Source organism: Streptomyces sp. NPDC088785, from assembly GCF_044750685.1.
Lineage (GTDB): Bacteria > Actinomycetota > Actinomycetes > Streptomycetales > Streptomycetaceae > Streptomyces.
Window position 1 is genome coordinate 734,974 of the sequence record NZ_JBIVKH010000003.1, and the last position, 14,482, is coordinate 749,455.

Consider the following 14,482-nt stretch of genomic DNA (forward strand, 5'->3'; position numbering starts at 1 on the left):
TCCTCCGGATCGCAGGCTTTTGGGGTGCCCTGGGGCTCTTCGCCTTCGTCCGTCATGTTCGTACGCACGGGCGAGACCTGGGCAAAGTCTACCGGCGGTCCTCCGTCTCCCGTGGGGCCTCTCGGCGACGGCTCTTCGGCAGCACCCGCAGCGCGTCCCCTATATCGGCGACTTCCAGGACCTTCATACCGGCCGGGATCTTGCCCGGATCGCCCGGCACGAGGGCGTGGGTGAAGCCCAGCCGGTGGGCCTCCGCGAGCCTGCGCTGCACGCCCGTCACCCGTCTGACCTCGCCCGCCAGGCCCACTTCCCCGATCGCCACCAGATTCTTCGGCAGCGGGGTGTCGCTCGCCGCCGAGGCCAGCGCCAGGGCGATCGCGAGGTCCGCGGCGGGCTCGGTGAGCCGCACCCCGCCGACCGTCGCGGAATAGATGTCCCTTTTGCCCAAGGCGCTGATTTTGCCCCGCTGTTCGAGAACCGCCAGCATCATCGAGACGCGGGAGGTCTCCAGGCCCGACGTGGTGCGGCGCGGGGAGGGGATCTGCGAGTCGACGGTGAGCGCCTGCACCTCGGCGACCAGCGGGCGGCGGCCCTCCAGGGTGACCGTCAGACACGTGCCCGGCACCGGCTCGTCACGCCGGGTCAGGAACAGGCCGCTGGGGTCGGCCAGGCCCGTGATGCCCTCGTCGTGCAGTTCGAAGCAGCCGACCTCGTCCGTCGTCCCGTACCGGTTCTTGACGCCGCGGACCAGGCGCAGCCGGGCGTGCCGGTCGCCCTCGAAGTTCAGCACCACGTCCACCAGGTGCTCCAGGAGGCGGGGGCCCGCGATGGTGCCCTCCTTGGTGACATGGCCCACGAGGAGCGTGGACATGCCGCGGTCCTTGGACGCCCGGATCAGCGCCCCGGCCACCTCGCGCACCTGCGCCATGCCGCCCGGCGCGCCGTCGATCTCCGGCGAGGCCACCGTCTGCACGGAGTCCAGGACCAGCAGCGACGGCCGCACCGCGTCCAGGTGGCCGAGGACGGCGGACAGGTCCGTCTCGGCCGCCAGGTACAGATGGTCGTCGATGGCGTGGATGCGGTCCGCGCGCAGCCGCACCTGCGACGCCGACTCCTCACCCGTCACATAGAGCGTCTTGTGCTGCTCGCTCGCCGATTTCGCGGCGACGTCGAGCAGCAGCGTGGACTTGCCGACGCCGGGCTCGCCCGCGAGCAGCACCACCGCGCCCGGCACCAGGCCGCCGCCGAGCACCCGGTCCAGCTCGGGCACGCCGGTGGTACGGGCCGTCGCCTGCCGGCCGTCCACCTCGCCGATGGGCAGGGCGGAGGTCGTCACGCGGCCGGGGGCCGTCGTGCGCACCGCCGGGGCGCCGTATTCCTCGATCGTCCCCCAGGCCTGGCACTCGGCGCAGCGGCCCAGCCACTTGGCCGTCTGCCAGCCGCACTCGGTGCAGCGGTACGACGGGCGTTGCTTGCCGCTGTTCGCGGATTTCGTACGGGTGGCCATGGGCGAAACCGTAGCGGGCGCCACTGACAGTCCGGCCGCCGCCGCCCGGGCCGCCCGCGCCGCCCGCCCGCCCGGCCGCGCGCCGACTGCCCGCCGCCCGGTCGTCGCCCGTCCGCCGTCCGGTCGCCGCGCGTCACCGCGCTGGCCACGGCATCAGCCCGGCGGCCGATGATCGTGTCCTCTTTTGAGGGATCGTTTCACCCGTAAGGATTAAATGTGCTCAAGGGGGCGGAAGGGGCCCTACCCGCCGCCTACGGTCGCACAGGTGACAAGCAGGCCGGAAACCCCGACACACACCACCGGCGCACACCGGGCGCACCGCGCCGGGGCGAGGCGGCCGGTGCCGCGCACCGCCGTCCAGCGCCCGCCCGCGCGCTACGAGCCGTGTCTGGACGGCCTGTTCACGTACTGCCTCTCCGTGCTCTGCGACCACGACGAGGCGATCGCCGCCCTCGGCGACGCCCTCGCCCTCGCCGAGCGCCGCGGCTCCCGCGGCCCCGAGGCGGAGAGCGACCGCCGGTCCTGGCTGTACGCACTGGCCCGCTGGTCCTGCCTGCACCGGCTGACGGAGGCCAAGCGGCGCAGACAGCGGGCGCACGCGGCCGGACCGGCCCCGGACCCGCAGGCCACCCCGGACGCGCCGCAGGACGGCCTTCTTCAGGAAGAGCGCCGCCGCCAGCTCGCGGTGCTGGCCTGGCCGGAAGCCGCGGGCACCACCCCCGAGCAGCGCGAGGCGCTGGAGCTCGCGGTGCGCCACCGGCTGTCCGCCGCCGAGGTCGCCGCCGTGCTCGGCACCGACCCGGCCGGCACGCGCGAGCTGCTCTCCGTCGCCGCCTGCGAGGTCGAGCGCACCCGCGCCGCCCTCGCCGTCGTCGAGACGGGCACCTGCCCCGGCGTCAACCGCCTCACCGGCGACAACCAGCTGCTGCTGTCCACGGCCCTGCGCCGCGAGCTGGTCCGGCACGTCGACGACTGCCCGCGCTGCCGCCGCACCGCCGAGCGCGCCGTCCCCGGCGCCTGGCCCGGCACCTCGGTCACCCCGGCCGCGCTGCCGCTCGCCGAGGCCCCGCGCGCCGCCCTGCACCACGCGATGCACGCCGCCCACGGCGCCCATCTGCGGGCCCCGCGCTTCGACCGGCGCGGCTTCCCGATGGACCCCAAGGACCGCGCGGCCCGCCGCGACCGGCTGCGCGCGCGTGCGCTCACCACGACGGTCGTCGCCACCGTGGTCGCCGCCCCCGTCTTCGCCCTGTGGGCCGCCTACCGGGGCGCCCCGCTCACCGGCGAGGGCAGCGACGGCCGCTCGGTGAGCGCCAGGGAGGCCGAGGGCGCGGGCGGCCCGGACGACGGGAGCGCCGGGGACGCCACCGGATTCGGCTACGAGAACGCGGGCAACGCCAGCACCACCCCCGACCCGCGCTTCACCGCGGGCAGCCGCTCGCCGGACGTCTCCGTGGAAGTGATCTCGCCGCCCACGCGCGCGGGTTCGGGCCCCGGCCGGCTCACCGTGACGGCCCAGCCCAGCGGCCGCTCCACGCTCATCACGCTGACCGCGTCGGGCAGCGCGCCCGTCCACTGGTCGGCGTCCACCGCGGCCTCCTGGCTCTGGCTGAGCCAGTCGTCGGGCACGCTGAGCCCCGGCGACTCCAGCACGATCCGGGTCTACGTCGATCACGACCGCGAGCCGGCCGGGCCCTGGAGCGCCCGCATCGGCATCGCCCCGTCGGGCGCGGTCATCTCCCTCGACGGGTACGGGCGGAGGGCGGGCGGCCACCACCCCGGCCACGGCTCGGGCCACCCGGGCCACCACCATCCGGGCGGCGGCGGTTCGACACCGTCCGACCCGGACCCCACGGCGAGCGACCCCGGCACGACCGACCCGGACCCCACCCCGACGCCCAGCGACCCGGCGACGAGCGAGCCCGAGCCCACCGCGTCCGACACGGCGAGCCCGGGCCCGGGGGAGTCGACGGCGCCGGCCCTGTCCCCCTGAGGTCCCGGACCCGCGGTGTCAGGGCGCCAGGGGTCTCAGGGGCGTCAGGGGGCGGGGTCGGCCGGGTGCGGGGCGACCAGCGGCAGCCCCTTGGGCAGCGCGGCCAGCCGCTCCTCGCACAGCCCGACCAGCTTCGCGTAGCCCTCCGCGCCCATCAGCTCGGTCAGCTCCGGGCGGTAGGAGACGTACACCGGGTCACCGGCGCCGTGCGCCGAGGTCGCCGACGTGCACCACCAGTGCAGGTCGTGGCCGCCCGGACCCCAGCCGCGCCGGTCGTACTCGCCGATGGAGACCTGGAGCACGCGCGTGTCGTCCGGCCGGTCGATCCACTCGTAGGTCCGCCGGACCGGCAGCTGCCAGCACACGTCCGGCTTCGTCTCCAGCGGCTCGCGCCCCTCCTTGAGGGCGAGGATGTGCAGCGAGCAGCCCGCGCCGCCCTCGAAACCGGGGCGGTTCTGGAAGATGCACGAGCCGTTGTACGGGCGGGTCTGCCGCTCGCCGTCCTCGTCCTTCGACACCCAGCCGGTCTCCGTGCCGACGTCGTGGTGCTGCCAGATGTCGGGCGTCAGCCGGGCCACGAACCCCGCCACGCGCTTCTCGTCGTCCTCGTCCGAGAAGTGGGCGCCCAGCGTGCAGCAGCCGTCGTCCGCGCGCCCCGCCTGGATGCCCTGGCAGCCGCTGCCGAAGATGCACGACCAGCGAGAGGTGAGCCAGGTCAGATCGCAGCGGAAGACCTGCTCGTCGTCGGCCGGATCCGGGAACTCGACCCAGGAGCGCGGGAAGTCGATGGCCTTCTCGTCCTGCGTCACGTCCTGACCCTGCTTCGGCAGAACCGACGTGGCCTTCTTGTCGCTCTTACCGCTTTTGTCGGCCTTGGCCTTTTTCGTCTTTGGCACCGTCCCAGAGTAAGCGCGCGGAGGACTTCGCCCGGACCTTCCCTGCCGGTGGACCTCATGCGCGCAGTAGCGTTCCGTCCATGAGACTCGGTGTCCTCGACGTGGGTTCGAATACGGTGCATCTGCTGGTGGTGGACGCACACCCGGGTGCCCGGCCGCTGCCCGCGCACTCGCACAAGGCCGAGCTGCGGCTCGCCCAACTCCTCGACGAGCGCGGGGCGATCGGCCCCGACGGCGTGGAGCGGCTCGTCGGCACGGTCAGAGGCGCTCTGGAGGCCGCCGAGGACAAGGGCGTCGAGGACGTGCTGCCGTTCGCCACGTCGGCGGTGCGCGAGGCGACCAACGCGGACGAGGTGCTGGCCCGCGTCCAGGACGAGACCGGCGTCGAACTGCGGGTGCTCAGCGGCGCGGAGGAGGCCCGGCTCACCTTCCTCGCCGCGCGCCGCTGGTTCGGCTGGTCCGTGGGCAAGCTGCTCGTCCTCGACATCGGCGGCGGTTCGCTGGAGATCGCGTACGGGATCGACGAGGAGCCGGACGCCGCCGTGTCGCTGCCGCTCGGCGCCGGGCGGCTGACGGCCGGCTGGCTGCCCGGCGACCCGGCCGACCCCGCCGACGTGAAGGCGCTGCGCCGGCACGTGCGGGCGCAGATCGCGCGCACGGTGGGTGAGTTCAGCCGGTTCGGGGCGCCCGACCACGTCGTCGCCACGTCCAAGACGTTCAAACAGCTGGCCCGGCTCGCCGGCGCGGCCCGCTCCACCGAGGGGCTGTATGTCCAGCGCGAGTTGAAGCGCCGGTCGCTGGAGGACTGGGTGCCCCGGCTCGCCGCCATGACGGAGGCCGAGCGCGCGGAGCTGCCGGGCGTCTCGGAGGGCCGCGCCGGCCAGCTCCTCGCCGGGGCGCTGGTCGCCGAGGGCGCGCTGGACCTCTTCGGCGTGGAGAGCGTCGAGGTCTGCCCCTGGGCGCTGCGCGAGGGCGTCATCCTGCGCCACCTCGACCAGATGCCGCCGCGCAGCTGACCGCGTCGCGGCGGCGCCGCGTTGTCCCGGGGCGCGGGGCCGAGGGGGAGGACGCCCGGCAGGACACCCCGCGAGAACGCCCGAAAGGACCGCTTCCCCGCCCTGTCCGGAAGGCCCGTACTCTGTCTCCGTGGCAGAACCAGTGGTGCGCATCCCGGATGCGAAGGTCGCCCTGTCGACGGCCTCGGTCTATCCGGAGTCCACGGCGACGGCCTTCGAGATCGCCGCACGCCTGGGCTACGACGGCGTGGAGGTCATGGTCTGGACCGACCCCGTCAGCCAGGACATCGAGGCCCTGCGCCGCCTCAGCGACTACCACCACATCCCGATCCTGGCCGTCCACGCCCCGTGTCTGCTGATCACCCAGCGCGTCTGGTCCACCGACCCCTGGACGAAGCTGCAACGCGCGAAGAAGGCGGCCGAGCGGCTCGGCGCCTCCACGGTGGTCGTCCATCCGCCCTTCCGGTGGCAGCGCCAGTACGCCCGTGACTTCGTCGGCGGCATCTGGCGGATGGCCGACGAGACGGACGTCCGGTTCGCCGTCGAGAACATGTACCCGTGGCGCTACCGCGACCGCGAGATGCTCGCCTACGCGCCCGACTGGGACGTCACGAAGGACGACTACCGGCACTTCACGGTCGATCTCAGCCACACGGCGACGGCCCGCACCGACGCCATGCACATGATCGACCGGATGGGCGACCGTCTCGGCCATGTGCACCTGGCGGACGGCAACGGCTCCAGCAAGGACGAACACCTGGTCCCCGGCCGCGGCACCCAGCCCTGCGCCGCGCTCCTCGAACGCCTCGCCACCGGGGGCTTCGACGGGCACGTCGTGATCGAGGTCAACACCCGGCGGGCCATGTCGAGCGCCGAACGCGAGGCCGATCTGGCCGAAGCCCTGGCCTTCACCCGCCTCCACCTGGCCTCCCCCCTCCAACTCCCCCGCCCCTGACCCCCAGATCGGTTCTCCGCCTGCGGCGAGGCCCCCTGAGCAGTTCGTCGCCTGCGGCCCGGTGGCCGCTTCTCGCGCCCCTGGGTGGTTCTTCGTCCGCGGGCGGGTGGGGGCTGGTCGCGCAGTTCCCCGCGCCCCTGGGCAGTTCGTCGTCCGCGGCCCGGTGGCCGCTTCCCGCGCAGTTCCCCGCGCCCCTGGGTGGTTCGTCGTCTGCGGGCCGGTGGCCGCGTCTCGCGCAGTTCCCCGCGCCCCTGAGGCATGCGCTGACGCGCAGCCTCCCCTTGAGGCCGCGCTTCGCGCGCCTCTCCTGGGAGGCGGGACGGTGGCGCGCCTCTCCTGCCTGAGGCTGAGCACCGTGCGCCTCTCCTTTGAGGGGCGGGCCGGTGGGCCGCCCTTGATGACATGCCGCACGAAGTGCGCATCTCAGGGGCGCGGGGAACTGCGCGAGAAGCGGCCACCGGCCGTCAGCGGGCGACGGTCCCAGGGGCGCGGGGAACTGCGCGAGAAGCGGCCACCGGCCGTCAGTGGGCGACGGTCCTAGGGGCGCGGGGAACTGCGCGACCAGCCACGACGGTGGCGCGCGTAAAAGACGGACCCAGGGGCGCGGGGAACTGCGCGAGAAGCGGCCGCCGGCCCGCAGACGAAGAACCACCCCCCGGCACCCTCCCCCCCAGACCTGAGACAGCCATCCCGCCATCCGGACACCCGATCCGCACAGCGCACCCGCGGCGTAGGCTCATGAGCCAGTCTTTTCCGTATGACGCCGACGGTCCGCCCGGCGGACCCGACCTGAAGGAGCGAGCGGCGATGCCCGAGCTGAGGTCCCGCACAGTCACCCACGGCCGCAACATGGCGGGCGCCCGCGCCCTTATGCGCGCCTCCGGTGTACCCGGTGCGGACATCGGCCGGAAGCCGATCATCGCCGTAGCCAACTCGTTCACGGAGTTCGTGCCGGGCCACACCCACCTGGCCCCGGTCGGCCGCATCGTCAGCGAAGCGATCACCGAGGCCGGCGGCATCCCGCGCGAGTTCAACACGATCGCCGTCGACGACGGCATCGCGATGGGCCACGGCGGCATGCTCTACAGCCTGCCGTCGCGCGACCTGATCGCCGACTCGGTCGAGTACATGGTCGAGGCGCACTGCGCGGACGCGCTGGTCTGCATCTCGAACTGCGACAAGATCACGCCCGGCATGCTGATGGCGGCGCTCCGCCTCAACATCCCGACGGTCTTCGTCTCCGGCGGCCCGATGGAGTCCGGCCGCGCCACCCTCGTCGACGGCACGGTCCGCACGCTCGACCTGGTCGACGCCATGTCCGAGGCCGTCAACGACAAGATCTCCGACGAGGACATCCTCCGTATCGAGGAGAACGCCTGCCCGACCTGCGGCTCGTGTTCCGGCATGTTCACCGCCAACTCGATGAACTGCCTGACCGAGGCCATCGGCCTGTCCCTGCCGGGCAACGGCTCGGTGCTCGCCACCCACACCGCCCGCAAGGCGCTGTACGAGCGCGCGGGCGCGACCGTCGTCGAGCTGACCAAGCGCTACTACGGCGAGGACGACGCCTCGGTCCTGCCGCGCAACATCGCCACCCACGCCGCGTTCGAGAACGCGATGGCGCTCGACATCGCCATGGGCGGCTCCACGAACACGATCCTGCACCTGCTGGCCGCCGCCCAGGAGGCCGAGGTCGAGTACAACCTCGACCACATCAACGCGGTGTCGCGCCGCGTTCCCTGCCTGGCCAAGGTCGCGCCGAACGTCGCGGGCGCGAAGACGTACTACATGGAGGACGTGCACCGGGCCGGCGGCATCCCCGCCATCCTCGGCGAGCTGTACCGCGGCGGCCTCCTCAACGAGGACGTGCACACGGTCCACTCGCCCTCCATCAAGGAATGGCTGGACACCTGGGACAGCCGCAGCGGCAGCGCCTCCGAGGAGGCCCTCGAACTGTGGCAGGCGGCCCCCGGCTGCGTCCGCTCCGCCGAGGCCTTCTCGCAGTCCGAGCGCTGGAACACCCTGGACACGGACGCGGCCGGCGGCTGCATCCGCGACGTCGCCCACGCCTACAGCGCCGACGGCGGCCTCGCGGTCCTCAAGGGGAACCTGGCGGAGGACGGCTGCGTCGTGAAGACGGCCGGCGTCGACGAGTCGATCTGGACCTTCGAGGGCCCGGCCGTCGTCTGCGAGTCGCAGGAGGAGGCGGTCCAGAAGATTCTCACCCAGCAGGTGAAGGAGGGCGACGTCGTCGTCATCCGTTACGAGGGCCCCAAGGGCGGCCCGGGCATGCAGGAGATGCTGTACCCGACCTCGTACCTGAAGGGCCGCGGCCTGGGCAAGGCCTGCGCGCTCGTCACCGACGGCCGCTTCTCCGGCGGCACCTCGGGCCTGTCCATCGGCCACGCCTCGCCCGAGGCGGCCTCCGGCGGCACGATCGCGCTCGTCGAGGACGGCGACCGCATCCGCATCGACATCCCCCACCGCACCATCGAACTGCTGGTCGCGGACGAGGAGCTGGCCGAGCGCCGCGCGGCCCTCGACGGGGTCTACGCCCCGAAGAACCGCGAGCGCAAGGTCTCCGCGGCCCTGCGCGCGTACGCCGCGATGGCCACCAGCGCCGACCGGGGCGCGGTCCGCGACGTGTCCAAGCTGGGCTGACCCCGGCTCACCAGTCCTCGGGGTGGCTCCCGTCCATCCCGAAGACACTGCCGTCGGGCGCGCTCGCGAACACCTTCCCGCCGCTGACCACGGGCGCCGGCAGATCGGCGACCAGCCGGTCGGAGCGGGGAGCGGGCCGCGGGCGCGTCTGCGCGAGCGGCGCCCCGGTGCGCGCGGACGCGGCGAGCAGCCGCCCGTCGGTCGCCGTGTAGTACAGCCCGCCGTCCGCCGCGACCGGGCGCGAGGGCCGGCTGACCGAGGTGTCCCGCTGCCAGCGCACCGCGTCCGCCCGCGCCGTGCCCGGCCGGGTGTCGACCGAGTACAGCAGCCCGCTCGCCGCGTACACGTACACCGCGCCGCCGCTCTCGGCGGCCAGCGCCTGATCGACCGGCACCGGCAGCGCGACCCGACGGACCGCCCGCCCGCCGTCCCCGCCGTCCCCGGTGTCGATCCTGACGACGGCGTCGGTCAGCTGCCGCAGGTCGAGGGAGAGCAGGTGCAGCGCGCCGCCACCGGCCGCGAAGGGGTGCAGGTCGCCCGCCGCCCGGGTCGACCAGCGCACCCGCCCGTCCCGCGCGGACACCGCGCTGACCGTCGTCGCCGACCCGTCCGCCGCGGGCGTCGCCCGGAAGAACGTCCCCGCGCCGTCCGCCACCCACTGCGCCCCGGGCGCGCCCAGCCCGCGCGTCCACCGCTCCCGCCCCGTCGCACTGTCCAGCGCCCGCACCGTGCCGTCCGGCGCGACGAGCAGGGTCGTGCCCGCGGAGTGCTGGACGGCGTCGACCCCCGTGGTGTCGCTGGTCCACCGCGTCTTTCCCGTACGGGGATCGAGCGCCGTCAGCCGGTCGTGCGCGACGACGTGCAGCAGCCCGCCGGACAGCGCCGTGGGTGCCTGCGGCGCCCCGCCCGCGCGGTGCCGCCACAGCACCCGGCCGTCCGCCGGATCGAGCCGCGCGGCGACCCCGTCGTCCGTCACGCAGAACAGGGCGCCCGCGCCCGCCACACAGACCGGCGCACCCCCGCCCGACGTGTCGAGCCGCGTGCTCCAGGGGGCGAACGCGCCGGTGGAGGCGGACAGCCCCGACCGCGCCGGGCCCTCCCCGTCGTCCGCGGACCCGGACAACGCGCCGGTGACCAGCGCCGCGACACCCCCGACGAGCAGGACCCCCACGGCCGCCGCCAGCACCATCCGCGACCGCCGCCCCCGCCCCGCCCCGGCACCCGTACCCACACCCGTACCGGCGTCGCGTGGACGACCGGTACGCGTGCGCGGCCGGGCGGCGCCGGACGCGGGCGCCGCGACCCGCTCACTCGGATCGGGGCCGCGCTGGGCCGGTATGCGCGCCGCCGGCTCCGCCCGCTCCCCGGCCGACGGCTGGCGCAGACAGTCCATGATCTCGGCGGGCGAGGGCCGCTCGGCCGGATCCTTCGCCAGGCAGCGCCGGATCAGCGGCACGAGTTCGCCCGGGACCCCGGACAGCTCCGGCTCGTCGTGCACCACCTGGTACGCGACGAGGTACGGGCTGTCGGAGTCGAAGGGACCGCGCCCGCTCGCCGCGTGGGCCAGCACACCCCCCATGGCGAACACGTCGGCGGCGGGCCCCACGTCACGCGGCCGCTGGAACTGCTCCGGCGCCATGAAGGGCGGCGACCCGATCAACTTGCCCGTCTCCGTACGCAGTTCACTGTCCACGGGGCGCGAGATGCCGAAGTCGATGACCTTGGGGCCGTCGGCGGCGAGCAGCACGTTGCTCGGCTTGAGATCGCGGTGCACCACGCCCACGCGATGGATGTCGTGCAGCGCCTCCGCGAGCCCGGCCCCGAGCCGGCGCACCTCGGCGACGTCCAGCGCGCCGCTCCGCTTCACGCGCTCCGCGAGCGTGTCGCCCGGGATGAACAGCGTGGCCATCCACGGCAGCCGCGCGGCGGGGTCGGCGTCCACCACCGGCGCGGTGAAGGCACCACTGACCCGGCGCGCCGCACTGACCTCCTGCCGGAAGCGGGCCCGGAACTCGGGGTCCGCCGCGTACTGGGCATGGACGACCTTGACGGCGAGCCGCAGCCCCGAGGCCGACGTGGCCAGATGGACCACGCCCATGCCGCCCGTCCCCAGGCATTCCTCCAGGCGGTAGCGACCGGCGAACCCCGGGCGCTCCGCTTCCGGCCCGGGTCCGGTGCTGCGCAGCGGCGGCATCGCCCACCCCCGTGTACTCGACTCCGCAAGCGCGACGCACGGAGCCTAGTCGATGGTGCGTGCGATAACGGAGGGGCTTGCTAGCCTGCGCGAGTCGCAGGGCGCGACACACGTCACAGGCACCAACGGGGGAGCCTCGCATGACAGTTGAGAACGTAGAAATAACAGACAGAGCAGGCATGGCGGGCAGGCCGGAGGCGGACGCCGCCGCGGCGGTGACGGCGGCGGCCACGGCCACCCGCTACCCGGTCGCCCCGGGCATCCGCCTCAAGGTGCGCAGCGGCCCCGGCACCCAGTACCAGCTGGTGCGCACCCTGCCGCTCGGCGCGAGCGTGCCGATCACCTGCCAGAAGCCCGGCGAGTGGGTCACCGGCACCTACGGCACCACGAACGTCTGGGACAACATCGGCAGCGGCCAGTACGTCTCCGACTCGTACGTCCGCACCGGCAGCGACGGCTACGTCGCCCCGCGCTGCTCCTGACGGCCGCCACGGACCGGCCCGGACCAGCGGTCCCGGCCGGTCCCGCGCACCCCGCCACCCGTCCCGGTGATAATCGACCCGTGAGCGACGAAACCGGCACCACCCCTGCGAGCACCCCGAGCACCCCCGGCCCCCGCCCCGAGGAGATCCGTTTCTTCGGCACGACCTGGGTCGACCACACCGGTCACTACGGGCTGCGCCGCGCCGGCGTCGGCATCGGCGCCCTCGTCCTGGCCGTCGCCGGCTGCTTCGTCCTGCGCTTCGCCTACCAGGGCCTGGCCATGGCCGACGTGGGCTCCTTCGTGAACGTCCTGCTCGTCGCCGCGTTCGCGATCTGTAGCGCCCTCGGCTTCAGCCGCACCTGGGCCGGTTTCTCCGAACGCCCCGACCCCGAGAAGCAGGCGTCGCTGCGCGGCTTCCTCGCGATCGGCTTCGTCGGCGTCCTCGTCGCGTACGCGGTGCGCTGCGTGACCGAGGCCCCGGGCGAGAAGCTGCGGCGCGGCGAGTACGAGACGGCCCGCGAGCAGTACCTGCGCCGCACGACCCGGCGCACCGGCAACCCGGCGCGCAAGAAGTCCGGCGGCGGGCGGCGCAAGGCCTGACCGCCTCCCGGCGTCGGGCGCGCCCCGCCGTCACGATGAAGCCATGACAGACGAACCGCCGCCCGGCACCGCCCGCCCGGCCGCCGACCCCGCGCTCTCCTTCGACGCGGTCGCCGCCCGGTACGCCGCCGCCCGCCCCGGCTATCCGCCCGCGCTCTTCGACGCGGTGGAGGACCTGGCGGGCACCTCCCTGCGCGGCAGGCGGGTCCTCGACGTCGGCGCGGGCACCGGCATCGCCACGGCCCCGCTGCGCGACCGGGGCGCCGACGTCGTCGCCGTGGAACCGGGGCCCGGCATGGGCGCCCAGCTGCGCACCGCCCTCCCCGGCGTCCCGCTGGTCCGCGCCGTCGGCGACGCCCTCCCGTTCGCCGACGCCACCGCCGACCTCATCGCCTACGCCCAGTCCTGGCACTGGACCGACCCGGCCCGCTCGGTCCCCGAGGCCCTGCGCGTCCTGCGCCCCGGCGGCGCGCTCGCCCTGTGGTGGAACGTCCCCGACCCGGACGTCGCCTGGTCCGCCGCGCAGGAGCGCCGCCTCCAGGAACGCCTGCCCGGCTACCACCGCCACGGCGTCAGCTCCGAGGCCGCCCGCCTGATCACCGGCCTCGGCCTGACCCCGGCGCCCACCCCCGTCGTCCGCCGCCTGCACTGGACCCGCCGCATCCCGGTCGACCTGCACCTGGCCCACCTCGCCAGCCGCTCGTACTTCGTGGTGCTGGGCCCGGAGCGCGCCGACCCGGTCCTGGCGGACGAACGCGCCCACCTCCTGCGCGCCTTCCCCGACGGCACGGTCGTCGACGCCTACGCCGTGGACCTCACGGTCGTCCGCCGCCCCTGACGGGCCCACGGCCGCCACGCCCCGTCCGCCCACCGGACACCCTGCCGATCCCCGGCCCGCCCGATGCGAGGATGCCCGACGACCCCATGCACGGAACGGGACGACGCAGCACACGCACCACGGGAGGCCCACGCCCATGAGCCACAAGGTCGCCGTACTCGGCACAGGCAAGATCGGTGAAGCCCTGCTCAGCGGAATGATCCGCGGCGGCTGGGCCCCGGCGGACCTCCTGGTCACGGCCCGCCGCCCGGAACGCGCCGAGGAACTGCGCACCCGGCACGGCGTCTCCCCCGTCACCAACCAGGAGGCCGCCGAGCGGGCCGACACCCTGATCCTGACGGTGAAGCCCCAGGACATGGGCACGCTCCTCACCGAGCTGGCCCCGCACCTCCCGGCGGACCGCCTGGTCATCAGCGGCGCGGCCGGCATCCCCACCACGTACTTCGAGGAGCGCCTCCCCGCGGGCACCCCGGTGGTCCGCGTCATGACGAACACCCCGGCCCTGGTCGACGAGGCCATGTCCGTCATCTCCGCAGGCACCCACGCCACGGAGGCCCATCTGGCGCACGCCGAGAGCATCTTCGGCTCGGTCGGCAAGACGCTCCGCGTCCCGGAGTCCCAGCAGGACGCCTGCACGGCCCTCTCCGGCTCGGGCCCGGCCTACTTCTTCTACCTGGTCGAGGCGATGACCGACGCCGGCATTCTCCTCGGCCTCCCGCGCGACAAGGCCCACGACCTCATCGTCCAGTCCGCGATCGGCGCGGCCACGATGCTCCGCGACAGCGGCGAACACCCGGTCAAGCTCCGCGAGAACGTCACGTCCCCGGCGGGTACGACCATCAACGCGATCCGCGAGCTGGAGAACCACGGCGTGCGGGCCGCCCTCATCGCCGCCCTCGAAGCGGCCCGCGACCGCAGCCGCGCCCTGGCCTCCGGCAACAACAGCTGACCGGCCGATCGCGCCCACGGCCCGGGGTTGACACGCCCCGGGCCGGTCCGTAGTGTGCTCCGAGTTGTCCGACGTGAGCGCCGACTCCGGTTGGTCCCCGGACAGCCATTCCGCAAGACCCACTCAAACGCACGACGACTGGTTTCCCCTGTCGCCGTCACATCGTTTGCGCGCGCTTTTGCGAAATGAGGAATCTCCGTTCGAAAGACCGGAGAGCCCGGACCCCGATTAGCTCGGGAGCCGGGATTCCGCTAAAGTCTCACTCGTCGGAACGGCCCAACAGGCCGGGAAGACAAGCCCGCTGACTGGGAATCAGGCCCGAAAGGATCTGATAGAGTCGGACTCGCCGGAAAGCCGAAAGGCCGGAAAGCGAAGCAGGACCCCGAGGA

11 protein-coding genes are annotated in these 14,482 nt (G+C 74.1%); 8 read left to right on the forward strand and 3 right to left on the reverse strand.

Annotation, left to right across the window (positions count from 1 at the left end):
- Window positions 1-88: 88 nt before the first annotated feature.
- Window positions 89-1,507, reverse strand: coding sequence for a DNA repair protein RadA (radA, locus tag ACIP5K_RS13975; RefSeq protein ID WP_401408937.1), 1,419 nt, complete (start codon window positions 1,505-1,507; stop codon window positions 89-91).
- Window positions 1,508-1,721: 214 nt separating this feature from the next.
- Between radA and ACIP5K_RS13980 the strand changes: the two genes are divergently transcribed.
- The gene (locus ACIP5K_RS13980; protein WP_401408939.1) at window positions 1,722-3,500 is read left to right on the forward strand and encodes a hypothetical protein; all 1,779 of its coding nucleotides are present in this window, start codon (window positions 1,722-1,724) and stop codon (window positions 3,498-3,500) included.
- Window positions 3,501-3,544: 44 nt separating this feature from the next.
- On the opposite strand, the gene ACIP5K_RS13985 is transcribed toward ACIP5K_RS13980, so the two are convergent.
- Window positions 3,545-4,396 carry a hypothetical protein gene (locus ACIP5K_RS13985; protein ID WP_401408942.1) on the reverse strand — a complete coding sequence of 284 codons (852 nt, stop codon included), beginning with the start codon at window positions 4,394-4,396 and terminating at the stop codon, window positions 3,545-3,547.
- An 80-nt stretch (window positions 4,397-4,476) separates the two neighbouring features.
- Between ACIP5K_RS13985 and ACIP5K_RS13990 the strand changes: the two genes are divergently transcribed.
- The 3 genes from ACIP5K_RS13990 to ilvD all read left to right on the forward strand — a co-directional run bounded on the left by ACIP5K_RS13990 (window position 4,477) and on the right by ilvD (window position 9,028).
- A complete protein-coding gene (locus ACIP5K_RS13990; protein WP_401408944.1) occupies window positions 4,477-5,412 on the forward strand; it encodes a Ppx/GppA family phosphatase in 936 nt (311 codons plus the stop codon).
- Between the two features lie 130 nt (window positions 5,413-5,542).
- The gene (locus tag ACIP5K_RS13995) at window positions 5,543-6,367 is read left to right on the forward strand and encodes a sugar phosphate isomerase/epimerase family protein (protein WP_401408947.1); all 825 of its coding nucleotides are present in this window, start codon (window positions 5,543-5,545) and stop codon (window positions 6,365-6,367) included.
- Window positions 6,368-7,174: 807 nt separating this feature from the next.
- The gene (ilvD, locus tag ACIP5K_RS14000) at window positions 7,175-9,028 is read left to right on the forward strand and encodes a dihydroxy-acid dehydratase (RefSeq protein ID WP_401408949.1); all 1,854 of its coding nucleotides are present in this window, start codon (window positions 7,175-7,177) and stop codon (window positions 9,026-9,028) included.
- A gap of 7 nt (window positions 9,029-9,035) precedes the next feature.
- Here ilvD and ACIP5K_RS14005 read toward each other — a convergent pair whose 3' ends face one another.
- Window positions 9,036-11,222: a serine/threonine-protein kinase gene (locus ACIP5K_RS14005; protein ID WP_401408952.1), complete on the reverse strand. Its 2,187-nt coding sequence runs from the start codon at window positions 11,220-11,222 to the stop codon at window positions 9,036-9,038.
- Between the two features lie 179 nt (window positions 11,223-11,401).
- Here ACIP5K_RS14005 and ACIP5K_RS14010 point away from each other — a divergent pair, with 179 nt between their 5' ends.
- The 4 genes from ACIP5K_RS14010 (at window position 11,402) to proC (ending at window position 14,093) form a co-directional block, all read left to right on the forward strand.
- A complete protein-coding gene (locus ACIP5K_RS14010) occupies window positions 11,402-11,704 on the forward strand; it encodes an SH3 domain-containing protein (RefSeq protein ID WP_401409018.1) in 303 nt (100 codons plus the stop codon).
- 80 nt (window positions 11,705-11,784) lie between these two features.
- Window positions 11,785-12,306, forward strand: coding sequence for an EamA/RhaT family transporter (locus tag ACIP5K_RS14015; protein ID WP_401408955.1), 522 nt, complete (start codon window positions 11,785-11,787; stop codon window positions 12,304-12,306).
- Window positions 12,307-12,349: 43 nt separating this feature from the next.
- The gene (locus ACIP5K_RS14020; protein WP_401408957.1) at window positions 12,350-13,144 is read left to right on the forward strand and encodes a class I SAM-dependent methyltransferase; all 795 of its coding nucleotides are present in this window, start codon (window positions 12,350-12,352) and stop codon (window positions 13,142-13,144) included.
- Between the two features lie 136 nt (window positions 13,145-13,280).
- Entirely contained in the window at window positions 13,281-14,093 is an 813-nt protein-coding gene (proC, locus tag ACIP5K_RS14025) for a pyrroline-5-carboxylate reductase (protein WP_401408960.1), read from the forward strand.
- Window positions 14,094-14,482 lie beyond the last annotated feature (389 nt).